We start from the raw sequence: 21,997 nt of genomic DNA on the forward strand, positions 1-21,997 counted from the left end.
TTCTATCCGGGCTATTTTAGATGTAGGATTTTAGATTTATGATTTTAGATTTATGATTTTAGATTTATGATTTATGATTAAAGGATCCAAGGATCGAAAGATGCGAAAATTTTAAAAATCATAAAAATTCTGTAATCTGTGGCTAGAAAATAATTCGTGCATTCGTGGTGATATAAATCAACTACAAAAAAATACCGCATTCGTGGCAAATAAAAATTAACTTTGCAACAAATGAAAAAACTCATTACCGTCATCGGGCCAACCGCCATTGGAAAAACCGCATTAGCCATCAAACTGGCCAAACATTTTAATGCCGAAATCATTTCCTGCGATTCCCGACAATTCTTTCAAGAAATGGAAATTGGTACAGCCGTTCCATCTCCAGAAGAATTGGCTTCAGCCAAACACCATTTCATTCAAACCAAATCGATTTTAGATAAATATACCGTTGGTGATTTTGAGCGCGAAGCCTTGGCGAAAATTGACGAATTATTCCTGACAAACGATTATGTGATTCTCGTTGGTGGTTCCGGTTTATACGTAGATGCCATTTTAAAAGGCTTTGACAGTTTTCCAGAAATTGAAAATTCTGTTCGCCAAGAAATTATCACCAATTACGAAAAATACGGACTTGAATTTCTCCAACAAAAATTACAAGAATTAGACCCCGAATATTTCGAAAAATTAAAAACCGAAAATCCTCAAACGCTCCAAAACCCACAGCGAATGATGCGTTTTGTAGAAGTTTGTGTAGGAAGTGGAAAACCGTATTCTACTTTTTTAAATCAAGAAAAAACCAGAAGAAATTTTACGCCAATCATTATTGGTATTGAAGGCGAACGTCAAGAAATGTACGACAGAATCAATCTTCGAGTGGATTTAATGATGCAAAATGGATTACTAGAAGAAGCCCAAAAATTATATCCAAACAAAAACTTGAACGCTTTACAAACCGTTGGTTACCGCGAATTATTCGCTTATTTTGACGGCGATTTCACTTTAGATTTTGCCGTTGAAGAAATCAAGAAAAACACCAGACGGTTTGCCAAACGCCAACTCACTTGGTTTAAACGAACAGAAAATGTGAGTTGGTATGATTACAAAACGGATTTTAAGGAAATCTTAAAAAAACTCCAAACTAACAACTTTTAAATCCTCACTCAAAAAATGCCAATTGCTCCAAACTTTTCATCTATTCACGAAGTCAACTTTGAAATTAACTTTACACAATGTTTGCCTAATGGTTTTTTGAAAATTACGGAATTATGTAACATTTTACAACTTACCGCTGCTGATCATGCGGAAGTTGGTGGACTAAGTTTCACGGATATGCAGGAGTTTAATCAGGCTTGGGTGATGAGTAGAATGCGTTTAGAAATTCATTTATTACCCAAATGGCGTGACAAAATTAGGGTAAAAACGTGGATTGTTTCGCTAGAAAATTCTCGTTCAGTTAGAGCTTTGGAGGTTTGGCTTGGCGAGGAAAAATTAGTGGGTTGCGAAACATATTGGGCCGTGTTTAATACAAAATTGCGTCGTCCGGAAGCTTTGGTTTTGCCGCACGAACATTTTGAAAAATTTCCTGAAAAATTCTCAACAAATGAGCGTGTGAAAAAGATTGATTTGCCGAATGATTCAAAAGTTTTGAGTGAGCGAAAAGTTGTTTTTTCGGATTTGGATATTGTAAATCACGTGAATAATGTGAAATATTTAGAATGGGTTTTGGACGTGTTGGATCCTAAAATTATTTTGAAACAGCAAATTAAAAACATTGATATGAATTTTATGAAGGAGTTGATGTTGAAGGATGAATTTTGGGTAAAAGGCTTTATTGAGGATCATAAAATGATTTTTTCGGTTGAGAAAGAGGAGAAAACCTGTTTTGGATTGGAATTACAATTTTAGTTTTGCCACGAATGCACGAATGTTTTTCTTGCTTCAATTTTTTTACCACAGATTGATATATTTCTGGGTTTTTAAATTTTTCAAATTTTTTCAATTTAAAATCTTATACCTTATATCTAGAGTTAGCCCGGATTGAAGTGGAAAGCTTTTTTGATCAACCGACATTTTTTGCCGGCTAAAAAGAGCGACTCCCGAACCTTCGGGAGAAGCTCCTTTTTAGTTGTGCAAAAAAGGAGGTTTAAAAAAAACTTGGAGCGGAAAGCCGGAAATAGCTCCTTAAAAAACAAAAAAAAAGCTCCGGTTTCCCGAAGCTCAATGTTTATTCTGCTTTATTTTTGATTACAAGTCTGAATCCTTCTCCGTGGATGTTGAGGATTTCTACGTCTTCATCGGCTTTGAGGTATTTACGCAATTTGGCGATGTACACGTCCATACTTCTTGAGGTGAAGTAGTTGTCGTCTCTCCAGATTTTTGTAAGGGCTAACTCTCTTGGCATTAGGTCGTTTTCATGAAGCGCGAGCATTTTGAGTAGTTCGTTTTCTTTTGGCGATAGCTTGATTGGCTCGTCGTTTTTGTAGGTAAGGAAACGAAGTTTAGAGTTGAGATGGAAGTTCCCAATTTGAAACTCGAACTTGGTGTTATCTGTCTTGCTGTCAGAGGCTTTTCGCTGGATGATGGCTTTGATTTTCATAAGCAAAACTTCGGAGTCGAAAGGTTTGTTCAGGTAATCGTCTGCGCCAACTTTGTAGCCTTTTAAGACGTCTTCTTTCATTGATTTTGCGGTAAGGAAGATCAATGGAATGTCTTTATTTTTTTCTCTGATTTCTTTTGCTAAAGTATATCCGTCTTTGTAAGGCATCATTACATCTAGGATGCACAAATCAAAGGTGTCTTTTTTGAATTTTTCGAAACCTTCCATTCCGTTTTTAGCCAAGGTTACATCAAAATCGTTAAGACTAAGGTAATCTTTGAGGATGGAGCCGAAGTTCGGGTCGTCTTCAACTAAAAGGATTTTCTTGTTTACATTTTCCATAGCTTAATTTATTAGTGGTAATTTTATTATGAAGGTGCTACCCTTCCCTTTTTCGCTTTCTACAAATATTTGACCGTTATGGTCGTCAATAATTCTTTTTACGTAGGCTAGACCAAGTCCATGTCCTTTTACGTCGTGGCGGTCGCCGGTGTGTTCTCTATAAAATTTTTCGAACACTCTTTTTTGAGCGGTTTTGCTCATGCCTTGGCCTTGGTCTTTTACTTTAATGAGTACAAAATCTTTTACATTTTCTGTGTAAACATCAATTACAGGAGCTTCAGGCGAATATTTTATGGCGTTGTCGAGTACATTTACAATCACATTTGTAAAGTGTACATCGTTTACTAGTGTTGTGGTTCGTGCAGCATCAAAATGTGTATTGATGGTTCCTTGTCGATCTTCTACGATAAGGGCTACGTGTTCCACGGCATCTTCAATAATGTTATGAACGTCAAATGGTTCTTTATTTATTTCGAGTTCTTTTTTCTCAAGTTTTGATATTCTTAATACGTTTTCTACTTGTGCATGCATTCGCTTGTTTTCATCGCGAATCATTTGCAGATAACGAAATATTTTTTCTTTGTCATCAATTACTTTCGGGCTTTTAATGGCGTCAAGAGCAAGGTTGATGGTTGCAATTGGCGTTTTAAATTCGTGTGTCATGTTATTAATGAAATCGGTTTTGATTTCAGAAATCTGACGTTGCTTGATGAGTTGGTTTAACGCGCTTGCGTAAGCAATGATGATGATTAAGGTGAACGTTATGGACAGAATGGTGATTCCTACCAAATCCGTAAACAAAAATTTCTTTTTTTCGGGAAAAGAAATTAAGAGTTGGTATTTACTATTACCTTCATTGTCCACGAAAATCGGGGTTTGAAACGTTGATGTTTTGTCGAACGTAAAATTTTCCGATTTTATTTTTGTTGCCAGTCCATCGCTGTATATTCCAAATTCAAATGGTGTTTTTACTTCGTATTGTTTGAGTTCATCTTCAAGCATTCGTTGCAACCTTTCTTTAGATATACGATCTTTAAGCGGTTTGGTTTCGGCAATGTCTTTTAAAAACATTTCAAACTGAGCGTTTTCCAATATTTCTATGTTTCCAGATTTTTCAATGGTAATATCTGGAGTTGTGTTTCGTATTATGGAAGAATTATCCACTCTATTCCCGGAATAAATTTCAGTTCGCCTTTTGGCGGTAAATCCGGGTATTTTTGCAACTGAATCTTTGGTTTTTTTATCAAAGAACGATAGGTTAACATTATAATCTTCTGCCACAATATTGCTGGAATAGATGACAGTTTCATTTGTAGCTTTGTTTTTTTGTACCAAATAAAAATCAAGTAGTTGACTTTTATCGGGTGTTTTCCCAATGCTATCTTTTAAAACTCTATATTGACTGATGTAGTTGTATGCTTCTTGTTGTTTCATTTTTTCAGAAACATTCCCAATAACGGATTGTACATGGTATTTAAATTGTTCTTCGTTATTTTTAAACGAGGTATAAATTAAATACAATTGTACTAATATGATTCCAATGAGGGAAAGACTCATCAGCAAAACTAGTAAACGAAATAACGTTTTATTCATCGTCTCAAAATTAACATTTTAACATTTAAAGCATCAATACATTAACCAAACATTAACATCTCATACTTATTTTATGGATTTTATAATAATGAAAGTATTCTTTCAGAATTCCTCAAAGTTTCTTGAATATTGATGTTTTGTATCACGAAGTCACTCATCTCAATTTTTTTTTCTTCTGGCCATTGCTGCTTCATCCTTCTCAAAACAGCTTCCTGAGAAACTTTATCGCGGTTCATTACTCTTGCTATACGAATGTTTTTTGGCGCTGTAATCATGATGATTTTATCGCAATCTTTGTAACTTCCACTTTCAAATAAAATGGCGGCTTCTTTGATTACGAACGGAAAATCTTGGTGCTTTTTTACCCAATTTTTAAAATGAAGATTTACTTCGGGGTGTATAATGGAATTGAGTTTTTCGAGCAGTGGTGGCTGTTGAAAAACAATTTCGGACAATTTTTTTCGATTGATTTTTCCATCCGAAATTATTTCTTTTCCAAAAATATCAATAATCTTGCCAATGATTTTGGTTTTGTTCATTAGCTCTCGGGCTTCATCATCGGCAATGTAAACAGGTATCCCAAGTGACGCATAATGTTTGGCAACGGTGCTTTTACCACTTCCAATTCCTCCGGTTAATCCTATAATTTTTGTCATTTTTATTTTTTAAAGAACAATTCGGGGAAAGCTTCTTGAGGTTTTTGCTTACGCAAATTTATTTTATAAAAAGATTTTAAAAAACCAGTTCCATAACCATAAAACTGAATAACCGCAGCTTGAATCGCAAAGGTGCCAATCTTTAAATTAGTTTGTAAAACAGCACTTGCCCAAAGGACTAAAAAATAAGCTAGATAACAACCAAGGAAAAAATAAAGCTCAAAAATTGCTAAGATAATTGAAAACGCAAATCCTAAAATAAATAGAGATGGAAAGAAAAAAGTGAGTTTGCTATATTTAGGATACCAACTATTTAAAATAGGTCTTGCTTTTCCAAATTTGTTGACTTGCATTTGAAATTTTTTCCAATCAATCCGCCTTTTATGGTATACAAAAACTTCTGGAAAAAGTTTAGTTTCAAAACCCATTTCCCAAAGCCTGATGGATAAATCTGGATCTTCGCCGGGATGAATATTTCCAAACCCTCCACTTTCCAAGAATGCTTTTTTGGAAAGTCCCATATTAAAGCTTCTTGGCTGGAATTTTCCAATTTTTTCTGAACCACCCCGGATGCCTCCTGTGGTAAGAATAGATGTCATTGTAAAGTTTATCGCTTTTTGCAAATCTGAAAAACTTTCGAGTGCTTTATCTGGACCGCCAAAACAGTCAACGTAGTTTTTTTCTAAAGCTATTTCAGCTTCGGCAAGATAATTTTCTGGCAAAATACAATCAGAATCTAATATCAAAAAGTATTGTCCTTTTGCAACACTCATCCCGAAATTACGAGAATCGCCAGGTCCGGAATTTTTTTTATAATAATAGGAAATATTGAGCTGGGAATATTTTTGAATTACATTTTTGCAAGGAATAGTGGAGCCATCTTCTACCACTACAATTTCAAATGATTTTGTATATGTTTGGGTGGTAAGACTCTGTAATAATTCGTCAATTTCGTCTGGTCGATTATACACCGGAATGATGAATGAAAAATACATTTTTATAAATTTTGTCAAAGATATTGATTCGTCATAAAAAAACCACCCCTGCAAAGGAGTGGTTTCTTACATTTTATTAAAAGTTAATATTAAAGCTTACTCTTTAATAACTTTAATAGTTTTCAAAGCACCATCGATATTAAGTTTTACGAGGTAAGTACCTTGTGGTAATTGGCTCATGTCTAATTGAGCATTATTTGTATTTAATTTTTTATCTAGAACTTGTTGCCCTAAAAGGTTAAATACAGCTGCTTCTGTAATATTTTCAGTAAACGAAAGATTTAAAATGTCTTTCACAGGATTTGGATAAGCCTTGAAAGATGAAAAATCGAATTTTTCGTTAGATAGTGAGGCGTCATAAGCAGAAATTTGAAATTGCCCAGATTGACCATTGTAACCCCAAACTCTTACTAACAAAGTCGAAGCTGGTGTTAATCCAGTCATGACTACTTTTGAAAAGTTTCCATCTCCATCATCGGCATTACAAAGTACTGAGGTGATTGCTCCGCAAGTACCTGAATATACCTCTACTCCACTATCAGTCATCGTAGTACCAGCAACCGTAGCGGTTTCAACTGTAAGTTCTCCTGATGCTGGAACGACAACAGAATACCAAACATCTTTACCGGAGTTAGCAAAATCAAAAGCATCACAAGTTGGTAAAGGTTCTGAGCTGTCATTCGTAGCTCCTAAATTTGATCCTACTAAAGGATTAGAAGAAATTAACGCTCCCGGTGTTAGTGGAATTGCGTTAGCACAAACATCATTAGCTGGTGGACATGCAACAACAGTTTGACTGGTGCTTGTTACTACACAATTTCCATCTTGGTCATTAGTAACCGTTATTACAACGTTTGTTCCTACTGGATACGGACCAAATTGCACAGAACCAGTTGCCGTAATATTTTGTGTAGGACTCGATTGGTCATCACTAAGCGTCAATGAAGTAGCTGAGCCTAAATCCGTAACATTAGCGTTTACAAAGAAATCTGGCGAAGTCGCGCAATTGTTTGTTGTTGAAAATGTAACGGTTGGATTAACACAAGTATTTTGCGTAATATTTAATGTGTAAGCAAAATTATCTGGTGAAGGCCAAGTTGAAATCACAATATAATAAGTTACTCCAGCTGTTACACTAAAATCATTTATTTCACGATTCCCTACCGAAGAGCCTGATGCACAAGCTACTGCTCCTGTTCCTATCGCCGAGCAATCTGTATAAACTAACATACCTGACCAAGCAACAGCATTAGGAATTCTAATGTTTATTGATTGATCACTTGAAGGGGTATAAGCATAGACAACATCGTCGCCGTTAAGGTAATAATTAGATGTTGCTGCACAACCTGAAAGACCACCTAACGGATAACTATAGTCGTTTCCGTATGCGCTTGTATTATCAGTAGTAGTATAAGGTAAACTTGATACCACAATTGGGTTTTGACATACGGAACCAACTGGCGGAGTTGAAACACATAAGTCAAAAGTTGTTGTAGCACCAGAATTTGCCGAATTACTGAAAACTCTTACAAAGTAACTGTTGCCTATTGTTAAGCCAGATACAATACTAGAATTTGGGTCGCTTACAAGAAGACTAACTAATCCTCCGCCGCAAGTTCCTTCTAAAACTTCATGCACTAAATCAGTTGGGGTCGATTGTACATTCGTTAACAATACTTTATGCTCGGTTGCAGTTGCAACAAATTGAAACCAAACATCGTCATTGGGAGTTCCTGCACCATTATCACCTTCTCCTGAATCAGTAGCCGATGTTAAAGCACCTGAAACGCTGTTAGTGCAAGTACCATCGTTATTTGACAAAAAGACTAATGCTCCAGTGCAATCATCGTTTGCAGGTGGTGGAGGAAAAGTACCCACACAAATGTCAAAATTAGTAGTATTAGTACTTCCAGAAGTAAATGTAAATACCCTCACATAATAAGTCGATCCCACTACAAGTCCAGAAACATTACTTGTATTTGCGTCCGAAACAATTAAGCTAATTAACCCTCCACCACAAGTTCCTTCTAACACTTCATGAACTAGGTCAGTTGGTGTACCAGTTACGTTCAATAAAGAGATTCTATGTGTTGAAGCTGTTGCTACAAAAGTGTACCACACATCGTCATCAGGTGTACCAGCCCCATTGTCTGATTCTCCAGAATCAGTCGCTCCGGCAAGGGTTCCAGCTACAACAGATCCACATAGCAAATCTGCGTTGGGTGAAAGTGATATTGCGGCCGCACAATCATCATTTGCAGGCGGTGACGCAAGTGTTGAGAAAGTTATTGTTCTCCAAGGACTTAATCCGGATGTGCAAACCGTGCGAAGATGAAAATAATATTGAGTTGACGGCATTAAATCGGTTCTTGAATACGTGTTTGATGTAATTGAAGTTCCAGCTCCAGTTGGGTCTGTGCTCACATTATCCAAAACATATTCAAAACCTGTAATACCAGTTACTGCGGTCCATTCGATATTAACATTAGTATTAGTAATTGAATTCGCAACTACCGCTAGGTTTGCTGGCGCAGCACATGATAAGGATCGAATTGTTGGCGATGCGAAACAGAACCCGTAATTCCAATCAGCCCCGGCAGGATCATCATCATAGAAAATTCTGTAACGAAAACCCGCTAATTGCGCTGGTGTAAAATTAGCGATGCTTAAAGGCTGTGTTACATAATTGGTTTTCGGAATGGTACAGAAATTGTCAAAAACAGAGGTGCTGTTTCCAGGTAAATTGCCGCTTTCCCAAGGCATCCAAGAAGCACTGGTAACATCCCAATACTCGAATCTTAAAACATCTTCATCTAAAAAATAATAGCCATAATCAACGGAAATTTCCAAAGCGGTTTCGCCAGCTGTGAACGCCGGCGTCAAATCAATAATTGGAGATTCTGCTGCAATATCGTCGTCACTTGTTTGTCCTGCATCGTCATCATCAAATGCAAAAAAAGCAGTAGTTGTAGGATCCGACTCGAACGCTAATGGATCGGTATTATAAGTTCCTGTAATCGTCCATGCCGCGTTAGGCCAACCTGCAGATTGGTTGAGCACTTGTGCGGTGCTAACCCAGCTTGAATAAAGCATCGTAATTAGCAATAGTAATTTTTGTTTCATAATTAAATGTGTTAGTAATTAAATTACCAGCAATTTAATAAATTAATTAACACATTATTAAGTTTATGCTGTATATTTTTTATCTATTCGTAAAATAAAAGAGCCCAATCCTTTCGGATTGGGCTCTCACTAAGCATTGAAGAAAAACTAGTTTTTCATTACCTTAATAGTTTTTACTGAGTCACCTACGGCAACTTTAACTAAATAGGTTCCATGAGCCAAATTAGACATGTCTAACGCCGCTTGAGTTGAACCAATTTTTTTAGTAATCACTTGCTGCCCTACTAAATTATAAACCTGAACTGAAGATATTTCTTCAACGTACGAAAGGTTTAAAATACTGTTTACTGGATTCGGATAAGCTTTAAAGTCAGCACTATCAAATTTAGTGTTGCTTAAAGATTCATCGTGAGCAGAAACTTGGAAAGTAGAAGCAGTTGCTGCAGTGGTTCCATATTTCCACACACCCACATATAATGTTTCTCCTGGAGTTCTTCCTGTAAGGGTAACTAAAGAGAAATTACCATCACCATCATCATCGTCACAATCTACTTCTACTAAACTTCCGCAAGCTCCTGAAAATACGCTCATCACTGTATCGGTAATATCAGTACCTGTGTTAGTTTTGGTTTCAATCGTTAGATTACCTGATGCAGGGACAACAACTGAATACCAAACATCGAAAGCACGATTCGTTTGACATGCATAAGTCAATCCAGTAACTGTAGTGGCAGATGTGAAATCTCCAACTATTGCATTGGTAGCAAAATCAGGTCCAGGTGTTAAAGCAATCGCTCCTGCACAGTTATCATTAGCAGGTGGTGGTGGTGGTGGCGCTACTGTTTGCACACATACATTAAATGTTGTTCTAATTGTAGCTGTCGAAGAGTAAGTATAAATTCTAAATACATAAGTAGAACCTACTGTTAATCCAGTTAAATTTATAGGAGAGTTTGGTGTGTCTTGACATACCAATGAAGTACCTCCACAAGCATCAAATACCTGAGTTACGATATCTGCTGCACCACTTACATTGTTAGTAACAATTCTGTGATCTGTAGCGGTAGCTGTAAATTTATACCAAACATCGTCATTTGCAGTACCTAAACAACCAGGCAAGCTTTGCGTTGCTGCGATTGTTGTTCCCTCAACAGTACTTGCACATGTAGTATCGGCTGAAGGAATTAATTCGATAGCACCTGCACAATCATCATTAGCAGGAGGACAAGCATCAACCATTTGCGCAGTACTTGCAACAAAACATGTAGGATCTTGATTATTTGTTACAGTTAAAATTACACTAGTTCCAAAATCGTAAGGGCCAAACTGAACTGTTCCAGTAGCAGTTACTGTTTGAGGAGCACTTGATTGATTGTCAGTAACAGTCAACGATGTCGCAGATCCTAAATCAGATATGTCAGCACTCACGTAAAAACCTGGTGTAGGACAATTATTAGAATTTGTAAACGTAACTATTGGATTGATACAAGAATTTGCTGTTATGTTTAAAGTATAAGCAAAGCTTTGTGGTGACGGATAAGTAGAAAGAACAATATAGTAAGTAGTACCTGCAGTCACGAAAAGATTATTGATTTCTCTATTTCCAGTACCAGATCCAGAAGCACAAGCAATAGCTCCAGTTCCAATTGCAGCACAATCTGTATAAACCAACATTCCAGACCATCCTGGAGCTCCAGGAATTCTAATATTAATTGACTGATTTACAGATGGAGTATAGGCATAAACCACATCATCACCATTTAAATAATAGTTAGATGTTGCAGAACATCCTGATGCTCCTCCGGTTGGAAAATTATAGTCATCACCATACAAATTGGTATTATCAGTTGTTGTATAAGGTAAAGAAGTTACCACAATAGGGTTTGTACATACTGAACCAACAGGTGGAGTTGAAACACATAAATCAAAAGTAGTAGTAGCTCCAGCAGTTGCCGCATTACTAAATACTCTTACATAATATGAGTTACCAACAATTAATCCTGAAACTAAACTAGTGTCTGGATCGCTTACAACAAGACTTATTAATCCTCCTCCACAAGTTCCTTCTAAAACTTCATGTACAAGGTCAGTTGGTGTTGATTGAACGTTTGAAATTCTAATTTGATGTTCAGTAGCAGTTGCGATAAAAGAATACCACACATCGTCGTTAGGTGTTCCAGCGCCATTATCTCCTTCACCAGAATCTGTTGCAGAAGCTAAAGTTCCAGAAATAGTATTGGTGCATGTTCCGTCATTATTTGCAAGAACTACTAACGCATCAGCACAATTGTCATTTGCTGGCGGTGGTGGAAATGAACCGATACACAAGTCAAAAGTTACAGTATTAGTTACTGGTGTTCCGAAAGTAAAAATTCTTACATAATAAGTATTTCCAACAATTAATCCGGCAACATCACTAGAATTTGGATCAGAAACATTTAAGCTGATTAAGCCTCCTCCGCAGAAACCTTCTAAAACTTCGTGTACTAAATCTGTTGGAGTTCCTTGAACATTAGACAAAGTGATTCTGTGTGTTGAAGATGTAGCAACAAAAGAGTACCATACGTCGTCATTAGGAGTTCCTGCACCATTATCACCTTCACCAGAATCTGTAGCTTCTACCAAAGTACCTGAAACTACAGTTCCACACAACAAATCCGCATTTGGAGTAACTGAAATCGCATCAGCACAATTGTCATTTGCAGGAGGAAGCCCTCTTGTAGTAAAACTTAAAGTTGACCAAGGGCTATATTCACCATCGCAATTGTTTCTAACATGGAAATAATAAGTTGTCGATGGTGTTAAAGTGCCAGTTTCAGTATATGTGTTTGTTGCCAAAGGCATTCCAGCACCAGTAGGTTCTGCTGCATCATTATCTAAAACATATTCGTACCCAACAGATCCTGCAATTGCAGACCATTGGATTGTAGCAGAATTAAAGGTCACGCCAGAAGCCACCAAATTGATTGGAAATTCACATGCCGGAATCGTTTCAACAGCGAAATCGTCAATAAAAATTTCATAATCATCAGCGGTGTCGATAGTACCATCATTTGTATAAAATGCAAATTTTGTTGTCGCACTTACATTTGTAGGCAATGGAATGTTTACGAGTGTACCAGCATTTGGTGGAATGTTTGCTCCTTCCCAAGTTCTTAAAGCTGTCCATGTTAAACCATCATCTTCACTCATTGCAAAAATTACTACATCTCCGTCCGGCATATCTGCCATCTCTGTCGGATTAGAGTTACCATAATCGGTTGAGCCAATTCTAAATTTTGCTCGGTAGTTACCGGCTGACATATCAATTGTAGGCGTGATTAACCAGCCTATTCTATTGGTACTGTATAAATTAACTCTTACAGCACCAGTAGTTCCAGAATTTAAGAAGCCATCAGCTACCCAAATTCCGGTTCCTGTACCAGTTGGTCCAGTTGACAAATCTCCCGCTGCGGCTCTAGTCCAGCAGTTTGGAGGAAATGTTGTAAAAGACTCTGTCACAGTTGGAACTAAAACAGCGCATTGAGTAGTAAAGCTTGCGCCACTTCTCCACAAGCTTACCCCATCAGTATCACAGTTAGCTCTTACCCACACGTAATGAGTTGTAGCAGGTGGCAACATTGTTAAACTAACTGAAGTTACTCCTGCAGCAACAGATCCTGTAGGTGTAGCAGCCGGTAGTGGTGCAGTATTTGTTGTAGAAATATAATAATCATAACCATTCGCTGGAACTGACGATGATGCATTCCAAGAAATATTTACAGAATTTGTTGTTGGTGTGTCAGCAACAATGTTGTCTGGCGCACTACAAGTAACTGGAATATCGAATGCAATTAGTGGACGTCTGTAATCGCTACTTGACAATAGCGCAGGAAATGTACCAGAAGTATTATTCGAGTACTTAGTTGTGTTAGAATTTGATGTATTCACGCAGGGTGAAGTGTACTCATAATTCCATTGGATTGCAGTACTTGCTGTAGTATTTTGATACTCCATTAATACTACTAAATTTTGCGTACCAGAGTAAGTAAACGTTCCGGTTAACGGAAAACTTTTCCATCCTGCGGTTGACCCCACAATAGTTGCAGGATTCCCATCGAAAACTAATGATGCATCAGCTACAGTAGTATCCCAGGTGAGACTTCCGGTACCCCAATCAGTACTTGTTGTTTCTTTCAAGTAAATCTTTAAATTAGGAGTTCCAGCCATCGTCCCCGAAGCTGTAGATCTTTTAAAATAGACAGATGTCAATACCTGTCCTGCAACGGTTGACAACTGACTTGCCGGATAAATCACGGCCGTTCGGTTGGTTGCATTTGCTCCGGCGACGCTGTTCATTGGACCGTAAGTACTCGAGCCCAAGTTTGAACAAGACGGAACTTCATAGACTTGCCCATAAGTGAGCAAGCAAACAAAGAACATCGCCAACAATGTAATTTTTTTCATAAAAAAACTTAAATTTAAATTAATAGACTGCTAAATTAAGGTTTTATTAAGAAATGTAAAAGTTAAATCTTTATTATTTACAACAAAAAAAACCCGCATTTACGCGGGTTTCACAAATTGAAGTTATAATTTTTTATTTTAAACTTTCAACAATTATCAATTCATTAGTGTCTTTATGATAATCAACACCTGGTACTTCAAAACCGAATAGATGGTAAAAATCTTTTCTGTAACCTTCTAAATCACCTATTTCAGATAAATTCTCAGTAGTTGCTTCATCCCAAAGTTTGGAAACTTTTTCTTGAATATCATCACGCATTTCCCAATCATCAATGCGGATTCTGCCTTTTTCATCCACCGGAATTTCACCATTTGTGTACAATCTTTCTTGATACAAACGCTGAATTTGCTCAATAGTCCCTTCGTGAATTCCTTCTTCTTTCATCACTTTATAAAGCAAAGAAATATACAACGGAATTACCGGAATTGCTGAACTTGCTTGAGTAACCAACGCTTTATTTACCGAAACAAATGCTTTTCCGTTAACGCTTTTTAAGTTATCTGTTATTTCAAAGGCTGTGGCTTCTAAATGATCTTTTGCGCGACCAATTGTTCCTTTTCGGTAAACCGGTTCGGTCAATTTTGGTCCTATATATGAATACGCTACCGTCAAAACGCCATCAGCCAAAACTCCAGCTTCGTTTAAGGCTTTCATCCACATTTGCCAATCTTCACCACCCATTACAGTTACAGTATTCTCGATATCTTCATCTTTACAAGGCTCAATCGAAATTTCCGAAACTTTTCCCGTGTGGAAATCTACCGTTTTGTTAGTAAAATTTTGTCCAATTGGCTTTAAAACTGAACGATGCGTCACACCAGTAACCGGATGCGTTCGCACAGGCGAAGCCAAACTATAAATTACCAAATCTACTTTTTCTAAATCGTTCTTAATTAATTCAATAGTTTGCTGCTTCACTTCGTTAGAGAAAGCATCTCCATTAATACTTTTGGCATACAATCCAGCGGCATGTGCTTCTTTTTCAAAAGCAGCAGAATTGTACCAACCTGGCGAAGCAGTTTTACCTTCGCTTGGTTCTTTTTCGAAAAAAACACCAATTGTTGCCGCATCCGAGCCAAAAGCGCTGGTAATTCTTGAAGCTAAACCAAATCCGGTTGAAGCTCCAATCACCAAAACTTTTTTGGCACCGTTAATTTTTCCTTTAGATTTTACGTATTCTATCTGATTTTTAAGGTTTTGCGCAGCTCCATCAGGATGTGCCGTGAGGCAAATAAAACCTCTCATTCTTGGTTCGATAATCATAATAATATGTTTTGGGTATATTTTTTTTTGATTCTTAACTCACAAATATAATCTTGTTTTTTCAGTTCAGCAAGGCTCTGGCATGATTTATCGCCGAGTCCGAAATATCTTTTCCCGAAAGCATTTGGGCAATTTCCGCAACGCGTTCTTCGGCTGAAAGCAATATTAATTCTGATGTGGTTTGGTTTTCTTCTGTAGTTTTAAAAACTTTAAAATGAGCAGTTCCTTTGGCAGCAATTTGTGGCAAATGAGTAATTGCAAAAACTTGCATTGTGTGGCTCATTTGCTTCATAATTTCCCCCATTTTGATTGCAATTTCTCCCGAAACACCAGTATCGATTTCATCAAAAATAATCGTTGGAAGCTTTTGGTATTTAGCCAAAGTTGCTTTTACTGCCAACATAATTCGCGACATTTCTCCACCAGAAGCCGTTTTTTTCAACGGTCCTAAAGCAATGCCTTTGTTGGCAGTAAATTGTAATGAAATAGTATCTTTTCCGTTTTCAAAATAATTTTTCTCCAATGAAAATTGAATCTGAAAACGCACATCCGGCATTCCTAAAAGGGCCAAAATATCGATTAATTGTTGTACCAATTCGGGAACTGCAGCTTCTCTCCTCTTGTGCAATTGTATTGCTAATTCATCTAGTTTTTGGGCGGAATTTTCTATTTCTTTTTCAATTGCATCTATTTCTGTTTGAAGATTTTCAACTGAATGCACTTCGGATTCTAATTTCTCTTGCAATTCCAGAAGCTCTTCAACAGAATTTAACTGGTGTTTTTTCTGCAAAGTGTAAATTAATTGCAACTTTTGATTGGTCAATTCTAAACTTTCGGGATCACCGAAAAGATTAGCCGAAAGCTGATCTATTTCTTGTACAATATCAGTAAACTCAATGGAAACGCTATTTATCCTTTCGGAAAGTTGTTGGTACTTTCCAGAAAAATTAGCAATTTTTTGAATCGCATTTTTTACTTCGGACAAATGGGTTAAAATTCCAAATTGTTCTTCTTGAGCAATGGCGATGGCTTTGTCCAAATTTTCCCGAATAACCTCTACGTTATTGAGTTCTTCAAATTGTGTTTCAAGCAATTGTTGTTCTCCCGAAACTAATTTGGCTGATTGTAATTCATTAAGTAAAAACGCTTTATAATCTTGTTCTTTGGTACTATTCGCTAATTGATTTTGTAAATCAATCAATTGCGATTTTAGCTTTTTGTGTTTTTTTAAATGAATTTGATAATCAGCAAGTTGCAATTTATTTTGAGCAATGGTATCTATAATTTCAAACTGATAATTTTCTTCTGAAAGTTCTCGGGTTTGTTGTTGCGAATGAATATCGATTAAAAAATCACCAAGCTCTTGAAGTTGCTGCAAATTTACCGGACTGTCATTTACAAAAGCCCGTGATTTTCCGCTAGGTAAAATTTCACGGCGGATGACAGTTTGCGGTTCAAAATCGAGGTCATTATCTATGAAAAATGTTTGAAGATTGTAAGCAGCAATATCAAATTGTGCTTCTACAACACATTTTTCTTCTTTGTTTTTTAACGAACCTAAATCGGCGCGTTTTCCCAAGACCAAACCTAAAGCGCCGAGAAGTATGGATTTCCCAGCTCCAGTTTCGCCAGTGATGATAGAAAAATTTTCCGAAAAATTAATTTCGAGTTTTTCAATGAGTGCGAAATTTTTTATGGATAACGAAGTGAGCAATAGTTTTATTATTGGTTGTTGGTAATGTGTAGTTTAGCCCGGACAGCAGCGGAAATCCTTTTTAGGCGAAAGGCTTGTTTTTGCCGCTGAAAAAAAGCGACTCACGAAGCTTCGGGAGAAGCTCTTTTTTTAGGGTACAAAAACAGACGTTTGCCAAAAAGATTGAAGCGAATGGCCGGATTAGCTTCTAAAAAATTTTAAATTAATATCTTATATTGCTCCATTTGGAAGCATTGAGTGGCGAAATTCGGTTGAGATTTTCTACTAAATCTGTAATGCCAATCGTTGGTCCTCCACTGAAAATATTGACTATTTCGTCAGATTTTGCATCGAAAAATACGCGGGTTAAAAAGGCATTAGGACGACTTCGGTAAATTTCCGAAAGTGTTTGGATGGACTTTTTAATATTGGTTTTTCCTTGTTGCAAATTGTCTGCCATTTGGTCTAATCCTGCGGAATGATATTCATATAATGCATTTCTATATGGATCGAAAGTATTTGACATTAAGTCCGTTATAAGAAAATAGCGGTTGTTATTTCCATCGGCTTGATTCCAACCTTTGCTTCCGCTTTGTTGTGCGAGAATGGCTACATTTTGCGCCATTTCAAAATAAGGTGTACCTCCTTTCGGTGAAAAAGTATCAGCATCAAGACCTAACATAATGTAGCTGTAAAATGCAAGGGTTGAAATTAAATTTGACTCGAATGCATTAGGATTAAAATATAATTGTTCAAACTCTACATATCTAAAATTGAAATCTTTATCATTAAAATTAAAAACTGGAGAGGTGAAATTGGTATTGAAAACAGGTCGAGAAGATTGCACTTGAATAGACGCCGAAAATTGGTCAGAACTATAAGCTGAAATATTGATCAACATGCTACATTCTATACGTTCGCTTTCTTTGAAAGTTTGGTTGCTCCAGCGAGTTTTGTTGATAAATTCGGTGACGGATCGTTGTAAAGTGGCGAAAATTTGCGGGTTAGCATTGGTGACACGATCGTAATTAACGGTAACGTTGCAGTTGAGTTCTTGAGCCTGAACTGCGGTTCCGAACAATAAAAAAGCGATAAGTAGTTTACGCATAATGCTGAATTATTTTATTGATGATATCTTCTGCCACTTGTTCTTTTGGCTTTAGATTCATGGGTTCTGTATGAAAATTTTTGTCGATAAACGTCACTTTGTTAGTTTGGGTTTTGAACCCAGCCCCTTCATCATTTAACGAATTTAGCACAATTAAATCGAGGTTTTTTTTCACGATTTTGGCTTTGGCATTTTCAATTTCGTTTTCGGTTTCTAATGCAAAACCTATTAAAAACTGCTTGTTTTTTTTCTGTCCTAAAGCGGCTAAAATGTCTGTCGTTTTTTCGAGTTCTATTTGTAACGTTGCTTCTGTTTTTTTTATTTTCTGCGAAGAAGGATTTTTTGGTCGATAATCTGCAACGGCTGCTGCTGCAATGGCTACGTCAACATTATCGAAATATTGATGACAGGCATCGTGCATTTCTTGAGCCGAAGTTACAAAAATTGTTTGAATGTTTTGGTGTTTTGCTTGAAGATGCGTTGGTCCTGAAATCAAGATGATTTCGGCACCTTGGTTAGCGGCTTTTAGCGCAATGTCCAAACCCATTTTCCCGGAAGAATGATTTCCTATAAATCTTACCGGATCGATGGCTTCGTAGGTTGGGCCTGCTGTAACAAGAATTTTTTTCCCTTTGAGCGGTAATTTCTGAAGAATGTCTGCTTCAATAAAAGCCACAATATTTTCGGGTTCTGCCATTCTGCCTTCTCCGGAAAGTCCGCTGGCTAATTCACCTGTTTCTGCCGGAATCATGATGTTTCCAAATTTTTGCAAACTGGTAAAACTCGCCAAAGTTGACGGATGTTTGTACATGTCTAAATCCATTGCTGGCGCGAAATATACGGGACATTTTGCTGAAAGATAAGTAGCAATTAATAGATTATCACAAGTGCCACTTGCCATCTTTGACATGGTATTTGCGGTAGCTGGAGCAATCACCATGAAATCTGCCCAAAGTCCTAATTCTACGTGATTGTTCCACTCGGCATCTTTTTCTTCTTCATTAAAAAAAGTAGAAACCACAGGATTTTTAGAAAGCGTTGAAAGGGTTAATGGGGTGACAAAATCCTTAGAAGCAGGTGTCATGACCACACGGACATCGGCACCTGCTTTGATGAAAAGTCTAACTAATGAAGCTGTTTTGTATGCGGCAATTCCACCGGAAATTCCCAGCAATATTTTTTTACCACTTAAAACAGACATCAGTTCTTTATTTTGTAGTATCTCTGTGATAGATTTTTTCGTCTAACCACTCTTGAACTGCCAAAGCGTGAGGCTTGGGTAATTTTTCGTAGAATTTAGAAACTTCAATTTGCTCTTTGTTTTCAAAAATCTCTTCTAAACTATCATTGTAAGTAGCAAATTCTTCCAATTTTTCGGTTAACTCTTTTTTAATTTCCGAATTAATTTGGTTGGCTCTTTTTGCCATAATAGTGATGGCTTCGTAAACATTCCCCGTAGGTTCCTCGATTAAGCTCTTGTTATAAGTAATTGTGTTTACAGGAGCATTCGTTTTTTTTAAATCCATGATTGCTAATTAATTATATTTTTGTAACTCTTTGGTTATCTCTTCTAATTTGTTATCTACTTCTTTTTTATATCCGGTTGTAGGTGCAAATTTAATCAAATTATCGTACGAACTTTTTGCAAATTCTAATCGTTCTTTCTTTTTGTTTTCCACACTGTTTACCGCTAAAAGATAAGCCGAATCAAACTTGTAATACAAAGCTGCTTCTTTAAATGGTGTTCCAGGATATTCAATAATAAAATTGTCTAACGCTTTGATTGCGGCACCATAATCTCTAGTCCATCCGCCAGTGGTATGGTATTGTCTAGCAATTTCAAAAGCTTTTTTCTCTAACTTTTCACGAAGATTTTTAGTGATTTCGTTAGCTTGTGGCAAATATTCAGAATTTGGGAATCTATCAATAAATGTTTGCATCTTGTCAATCGCTTTGTAAGTATCTCCTTGCTCTAACGAATACCTTGGCGATAACTTAGAATAACTTTCGGCAGAAAGAAATAAGGCTTCTTCAATTTTTTCGCTTCGCGGATAACTTGAGGCAAAACTTTCAAACTGATACCCTGACAAATAATTCTGGTTCGTTTTATAATAAGATTGTGCAAACATGTAAAATAGCTTTTCTGCCTGAGGTTTTCCTCTGAAAGAAGGTGCAATTTGTTCAAACAACCTAATGGCTTTGGTATATTTACCAGCTTCATACATTTCTGTCGCTACAGCATATTTTGTAGCAACATCTTCAGATTTTAGTGCTTTTTGGTACGGACTACAAGAAGCCAAAACCAACACTGTGAAAAGCGCATAAAAAAATCTATTCATTTTTAATTTTCTGAGTTTGCTGATTTTTACTAAAAACGAGACTTTTCGTCAATAAAAAATCAACCGCAAATTTAAAGATTAATTACAGATTAAAAAAACATTTTTTTCAAAGAGAATTTTCTCCTGAAACGAAAAAAAAAGATGCCGTAATTGGACACCTTTTTTTGTAACGAAATAATCGTGTTTTTATTTTGGAGCAGCAATTGGAGCTGTGAAGTTTTTCATCTCGTTGTCAAACAAATACAAACCACCTTTATCGTCACCAATTAAATTAATTTTGTCCAAAATATATCTGGCGCTTGCTTCCTCTTCAATTTGCTCTGCCACATACCATTGCAAGAAATTATGAGTTGCATAATCGCGTTCGTCTAAAGAAATCCCAACCAAACTATTGATACTTTCCGAAACTTTTACTTCGTGCTCGTACAATTGCTTGAACAAAACTTTGTAACTTGAAAGGTCTAATTTAGGTTCAATTGTAGCCGAAATTTTTGCTTCGCCACCTCGTTGATTGATGTATTTCACCAACTTCAGCATGTGCAAACGTTCTTCCTCAGATTGCGCAAACATAAAGGTAGAAATCCCTTCAAAGCCCTGAACTTCAGCCCATGAAGCCATTGCAAGATAAATTTGAGAAGAATCTCCTTCGATTTTAATTTGCCAATTTAAGGCATCTTCCATGGTTTTAGACAACATAATTTTGGTATTTAATAAGATGCAACTAATATACTGTTTTTCTCTACAAATTGGGCCAATCTGCCTGCTAAATCTTCGTTAACATTTACCAAAGGTAATCTCACGGTATTTTCTGAAAGTCCCAAACATTTAAAAACCTCTTTGATTCCGCCAGGGTTTCCTTGCTCAAAAATCATGTCAATGGCGTCAGCTAATTGATAATGCAATTGATAAGCTTCGTCCACTTTTCTTTCTAATCCTAATTTTACCATTTCAGAAAATTGTTTCGGGAATCCTTCGGCAATTACCGAAATTACTCCTGCTCCACCTGCTAAAACCATTGGCAAAGTCACCATATCATCGCCAGAAATAATCAAAAAGTTTTCAGGTTTAGCCTGAATTAATTTCATGGCTTGCACGATGTCTCCGGCAGCTTCCTTAATCCCAATAATATTTTTAAATTCTTTTGCCAATCGAATTACTGTGGACGGTAACATATTACTTCCGGTTCTTCCAGGAACATTGTACAAAATTACAGGCAAAGGCGAAACTTCTGCGATGGCTTTAAAATGCTGGTAAATTCCTTCTTGTGTAGGTTTGTTATAATAAGGTGAAACTGATAAAATAGCCGAAAATCCAGAAAAATCTCTTGTTTGTAATTCTTCTATAATTTCGGCGGTGTTATTTCCCCCAACTCCTAAAACCAAAGGCAATCTACCATTATTGGTTTCTTTTATGGTTTTGATTACCAATTCTTTTTCTTCTTTTTTCATCGTGGCTGGTTCTCCAGTTGTTCCTAAAACCACTAAATAATTTACGCCATTATCGATTTGATAATTGACAATTTTTTTCAGCGCTTCAACATCCACCGAAAAATCTTTTCTAAAAGGTGTTACTAATGCGACACCAGTCCCAATAAATTCTTTCATACAGAAATTACTTTTTTATATTTTTAAAACGAATTCACGTTACCCCCAACTTAAATTTAATGTTGATTTAGCAGAAAAACTCCAGAGAAAACCTCAAAATTTGGTAGTTTTGCTGTTGAATACAAATTTACATCAAATTAGTTTACATCTGCGATGGATATTTTAAAAAACCCATTTA

Annotated in this window: 16 protein-coding genes; 2 read left to right on the top strand and 14 right to left on the bottom strand. The window is 36.6% G+C overall.

The annotated features are described in order from the left end of the window. The first annotated feature begins 231 nt into the window (after positions 1-231). Both miaA and GV828_RS03535 read left to right on the top strand, forming a co-directional pair. Positions 232-1,152, top strand: coding sequence for a tRNA (adenosine(37)-N6)-dimethylallyltransferase MiaA (gene miaA / locus GV828_RS03530; protein WP_166536096.1), 921 nt, complete (start codon positions 232-234; stop codon positions 1,150-1,152). A 15-nt stretch (positions 1,153-1,167) separates the two neighbouring features. Then, complete coding sequence (locus tag GV828_RS03535; RefSeq protein WP_166536097.1) at positions 1,168-1,905, top strand: acyl-[acyl-carrier-protein] thioesterase; 738 nt, start codon at positions 1,168-1,170, stop codon at positions 1,903-1,905. A 319-nt stretch (positions 1,906-2,224) separates the two neighbouring features. Here GV828_RS03535 and GV828_RS03540 read toward each other — a convergent pair whose 3' ends face one another. The 14 genes from GV828_RS03540 to dapA form a co-directional block, all read right to left on the bottom strand. Then, positions 2,225-2,938 (bottom strand): response regulator transcription factor, encoded by a 714-nt coding sequence (locus GV828_RS03540; RefSeq protein WP_166536098.1) that lies wholly within the window; start codon positions 2,936-2,938, stop codon positions 2,225-2,227. Positions 2,939-2,941: 3 nt separating this feature from the next. Beyond that, positions 2,942-4,531, bottom strand: coding sequence for a sensor histidine kinase (locus GV828_RS03545; RefSeq protein WP_166536099.1), 1,590 nt, complete (start codon positions 4,529-4,531; stop codon positions 2,942-2,944). Between the two features lie 80 nt (positions 4,532-4,611). Continuing rightward, positions 4,612-5,187: a dephospho-CoA kinase gene (coaE, locus tag GV828_RS03550; protein ID WP_166536100.1), complete on the bottom strand. Its 576-nt coding sequence runs from the start codon at positions 5,185-5,187 to the stop codon at positions 4,612-4,614. 2 nt (positions 5,188-5,189) lie between these two features. Further along, entirely contained in the window at positions 5,190-6,182 is a 993-nt protein-coding gene (locus GV828_RS03555; RefSeq protein WP_166536101.1) for a glycosyltransferase, read from the bottom strand. A gap of 96 nt (positions 6,183-6,278) precedes the next feature. Continuing rightward, positions 6,279-9,305: a T9SS type A sorting domain-containing protein gene (locus GV828_RS03560; protein ID WP_166536102.1), complete on the bottom strand. Its 3,027-nt coding sequence runs from the start codon at positions 9,303-9,305 to the stop codon at positions 6,279-6,281. Positions 9,306-9,452: 147 nt separating this feature from the next. After that, positions 9,453-13,751 carry a T9SS type A sorting domain-containing protein gene (locus GV828_RS03565; RefSeq protein ID WP_166536103.1) on the bottom strand — a complete coding sequence of 1,433 codons (4,299 nt, stop codon included), beginning with the start codon at positions 13,749-13,751 and terminating at the stop codon, positions 9,453-9,455. A 133-nt stretch (positions 13,752-13,884) separates the two neighbouring features. Further along, positions 13,885-15,075, bottom strand: coding sequence for an enoyl-ACP reductase FabV (fabV, locus tag GV828_RS03570; RefSeq protein ID WP_166536104.1), 1,191 nt, complete (start codon positions 15,073-15,075; stop codon positions 13,885-13,887). Positions 15,076-15,136: 61 nt separating this feature from the next. After that, positions 15,137-16,789 carry a DNA repair protein RecN gene (gene recN, locus GV828_RS03575; protein WP_166536105.1) on the bottom strand — a complete coding sequence of 551 codons (1,653 nt, stop codon included), beginning with the start codon at positions 16,787-16,789 and terminating at the stop codon, positions 15,137-15,139. Between the two features lie 202 nt (positions 16,790-16,991). Next, positions 16,992-17,876: a type IX secretion system protein PorD gene (porD, locus tag GV828_RS03580; RefSeq protein WP_166536106.1), complete on the bottom strand. Its 885-nt coding sequence runs from the start codon at positions 17,874-17,876 to the stop codon at positions 16,992-16,994. Further along, positions 17,869-19,077: a bifunctional phosphopantothenoylcysteine decarboxylase/phosphopantothenate--cysteine ligase CoaBC gene (coaBC, locus tag GV828_RS03585; protein ID WP_166536107.1), complete on the bottom strand. Its 1,209-nt coding sequence runs from the start codon at positions 19,075-19,077 to the stop codon at positions 17,869-17,871. Before coaBC ends, porD begins: the two co-directional genes overlap by 8 nt. A gap of 7 nt (positions 19,078-19,084) precedes the next feature. Then, positions 19,085-19,402, bottom strand: coding sequence for a DNA-directed RNA polymerase subunit omega (locus GV828_RS03590; protein WP_166536108.1), 318 nt, complete (start codon positions 19,400-19,402; stop codon positions 19,085-19,087). Positions 19,403-19,411: 9 nt separating this feature from the next. Beyond that, entirely contained in the window at positions 19,412-20,215 is an 804-nt protein-coding gene (locus GV828_RS03595) for an outer membrane protein assembly factor BamD (protein WP_166536109.1), read from the bottom strand. 186 nt (positions 20,216-20,401) lie between these two features. Continuing rightward, positions 20,402-20,911, bottom strand: coding sequence for a ferritin (locus GV828_RS03600; RefSeq protein ID WP_166536110.1), 510 nt, complete (start codon positions 20,909-20,911; stop codon positions 20,402-20,404). A gap of 11 nt (positions 20,912-20,922) precedes the next feature. Further along, positions 20,923-21,819, bottom strand: a complete 897-nt coding sequence (dapA, locus tag GV828_RS03605; protein WP_166536111.1) for a 4-hydroxy-tetrahydrodipicolinate synthase — start codon at positions 21,817-21,819, stop codon at positions 20,923-20,925. Between the last annotated feature and the right edge of the window lie 178 nt (positions 21,820-21,997).

Source organism: Flavobacterium ichthyis, assembly GCF_009915155.1.
GTDB lineage: Bacteria > Bacteroidota > Bacteroidia > Flavobacteriales > Flavobacteriaceae > Flavobacterium > Flavobacterium ichthyis.

Bases quoted from the DNA above. Each gene is read 5' to 3' on its own strand.
- GV828_RS03565 (WP_166536103.1), bottom strand. From the start codon at position 13,751: ATGAAAAAAATTACATTGTTGGCGATGTTCTTTGTTTGCTTGCTCACT.
- coaE (WP_166536100.1), bottom strand. From the start codon at position 5,187: ATGACAAAAATTATAGGATTAACCGGAGGAATTGGAAGTGGTAAAAGC.
- porD (WP_166536106.1), bottom strand. From the start codon at position 17,876: ATGCGTAAACTACTTATCGCTTTTTTATTGTTCGGAACCGCAGTTCAG.
- GV828_RS03535 (WP_166536097.1), top strand. From the start codon at position 1,168: ATGCCAATTGCTCCAAACTTTTCATCTATTCACGAAGTCAACTTTGAA.
- fabV (WP_166536104.1), bottom strand. From the start codon at position 15,075: ATGATTATCGAACCAAGAATGAGAGGTTTTATTTGCCTCACGGCACAT.
- GV828_RS03600 (WP_166536110.1), bottom strand. From the start codon at position 20,911: ATGTTGTCTAAAACCATGGAAGATGCCTTAAATTGGCAAATTAAAATC.
- dapA (WP_166536111.1), bottom strand. From the start codon at position 21,819: ATGAAAGAATTTATTGGGACTGGTGTCGCATTAGTAACACCTTTTAGA.
- coaBC (WP_166536107.1), bottom strand. From the start codon at position 19,077: ATGTCTGTTTTAAGTGGTAAAAAAATATTGCTGGGAATTTCCGGTGGA.
- GV828_RS03555 (WP_166536101.1), bottom strand. From the start codon at position 6,182: ATGTATTTTTCATTCATCATTCCGGTGTATAATCGACCAGACGAAATT.
- GV828_RS03540 (WP_166536098.1), bottom strand. From the start codon at position 2,938: ATGGAAAATGTAAACAAGAAAATCCTTTTAGTTGAAGACGACCCGAAC.
- GV828_RS03560 (WP_166536102.1), bottom strand. From the start codon at position 9,305: ATGAAACAAAAATTACTATTGCTAATTACGATGCTTTATTCAAGCTGG.
- GV828_RS03595 (WP_166536109.1), bottom strand. From the start codon at position 20,215: ATGAATAGATTTTTTTATGCGCTTTTCACAGTGTTGGTTTTGGCTTCT.
- GV828_RS03590 (WP_166536108.1), bottom strand. From the start codon at position 19,402: ATGGATTTAAAAAAAACGAATGCTCCTGTAAACACAATTACTTATAAC.
- GV828_RS03545 (WP_166536099.1), bottom strand. From the start codon at position 4,531: ATGAATAAAACGTTATTTCGTTTACTAGTTTTGCTGATGAGTCTTTCC.
- miaA (WP_166536096.1), top strand. From the start codon at position 232: ATGAAAAAACTCATTACCGTCATCGGGCCAACCGCCATTGGAAAAACC.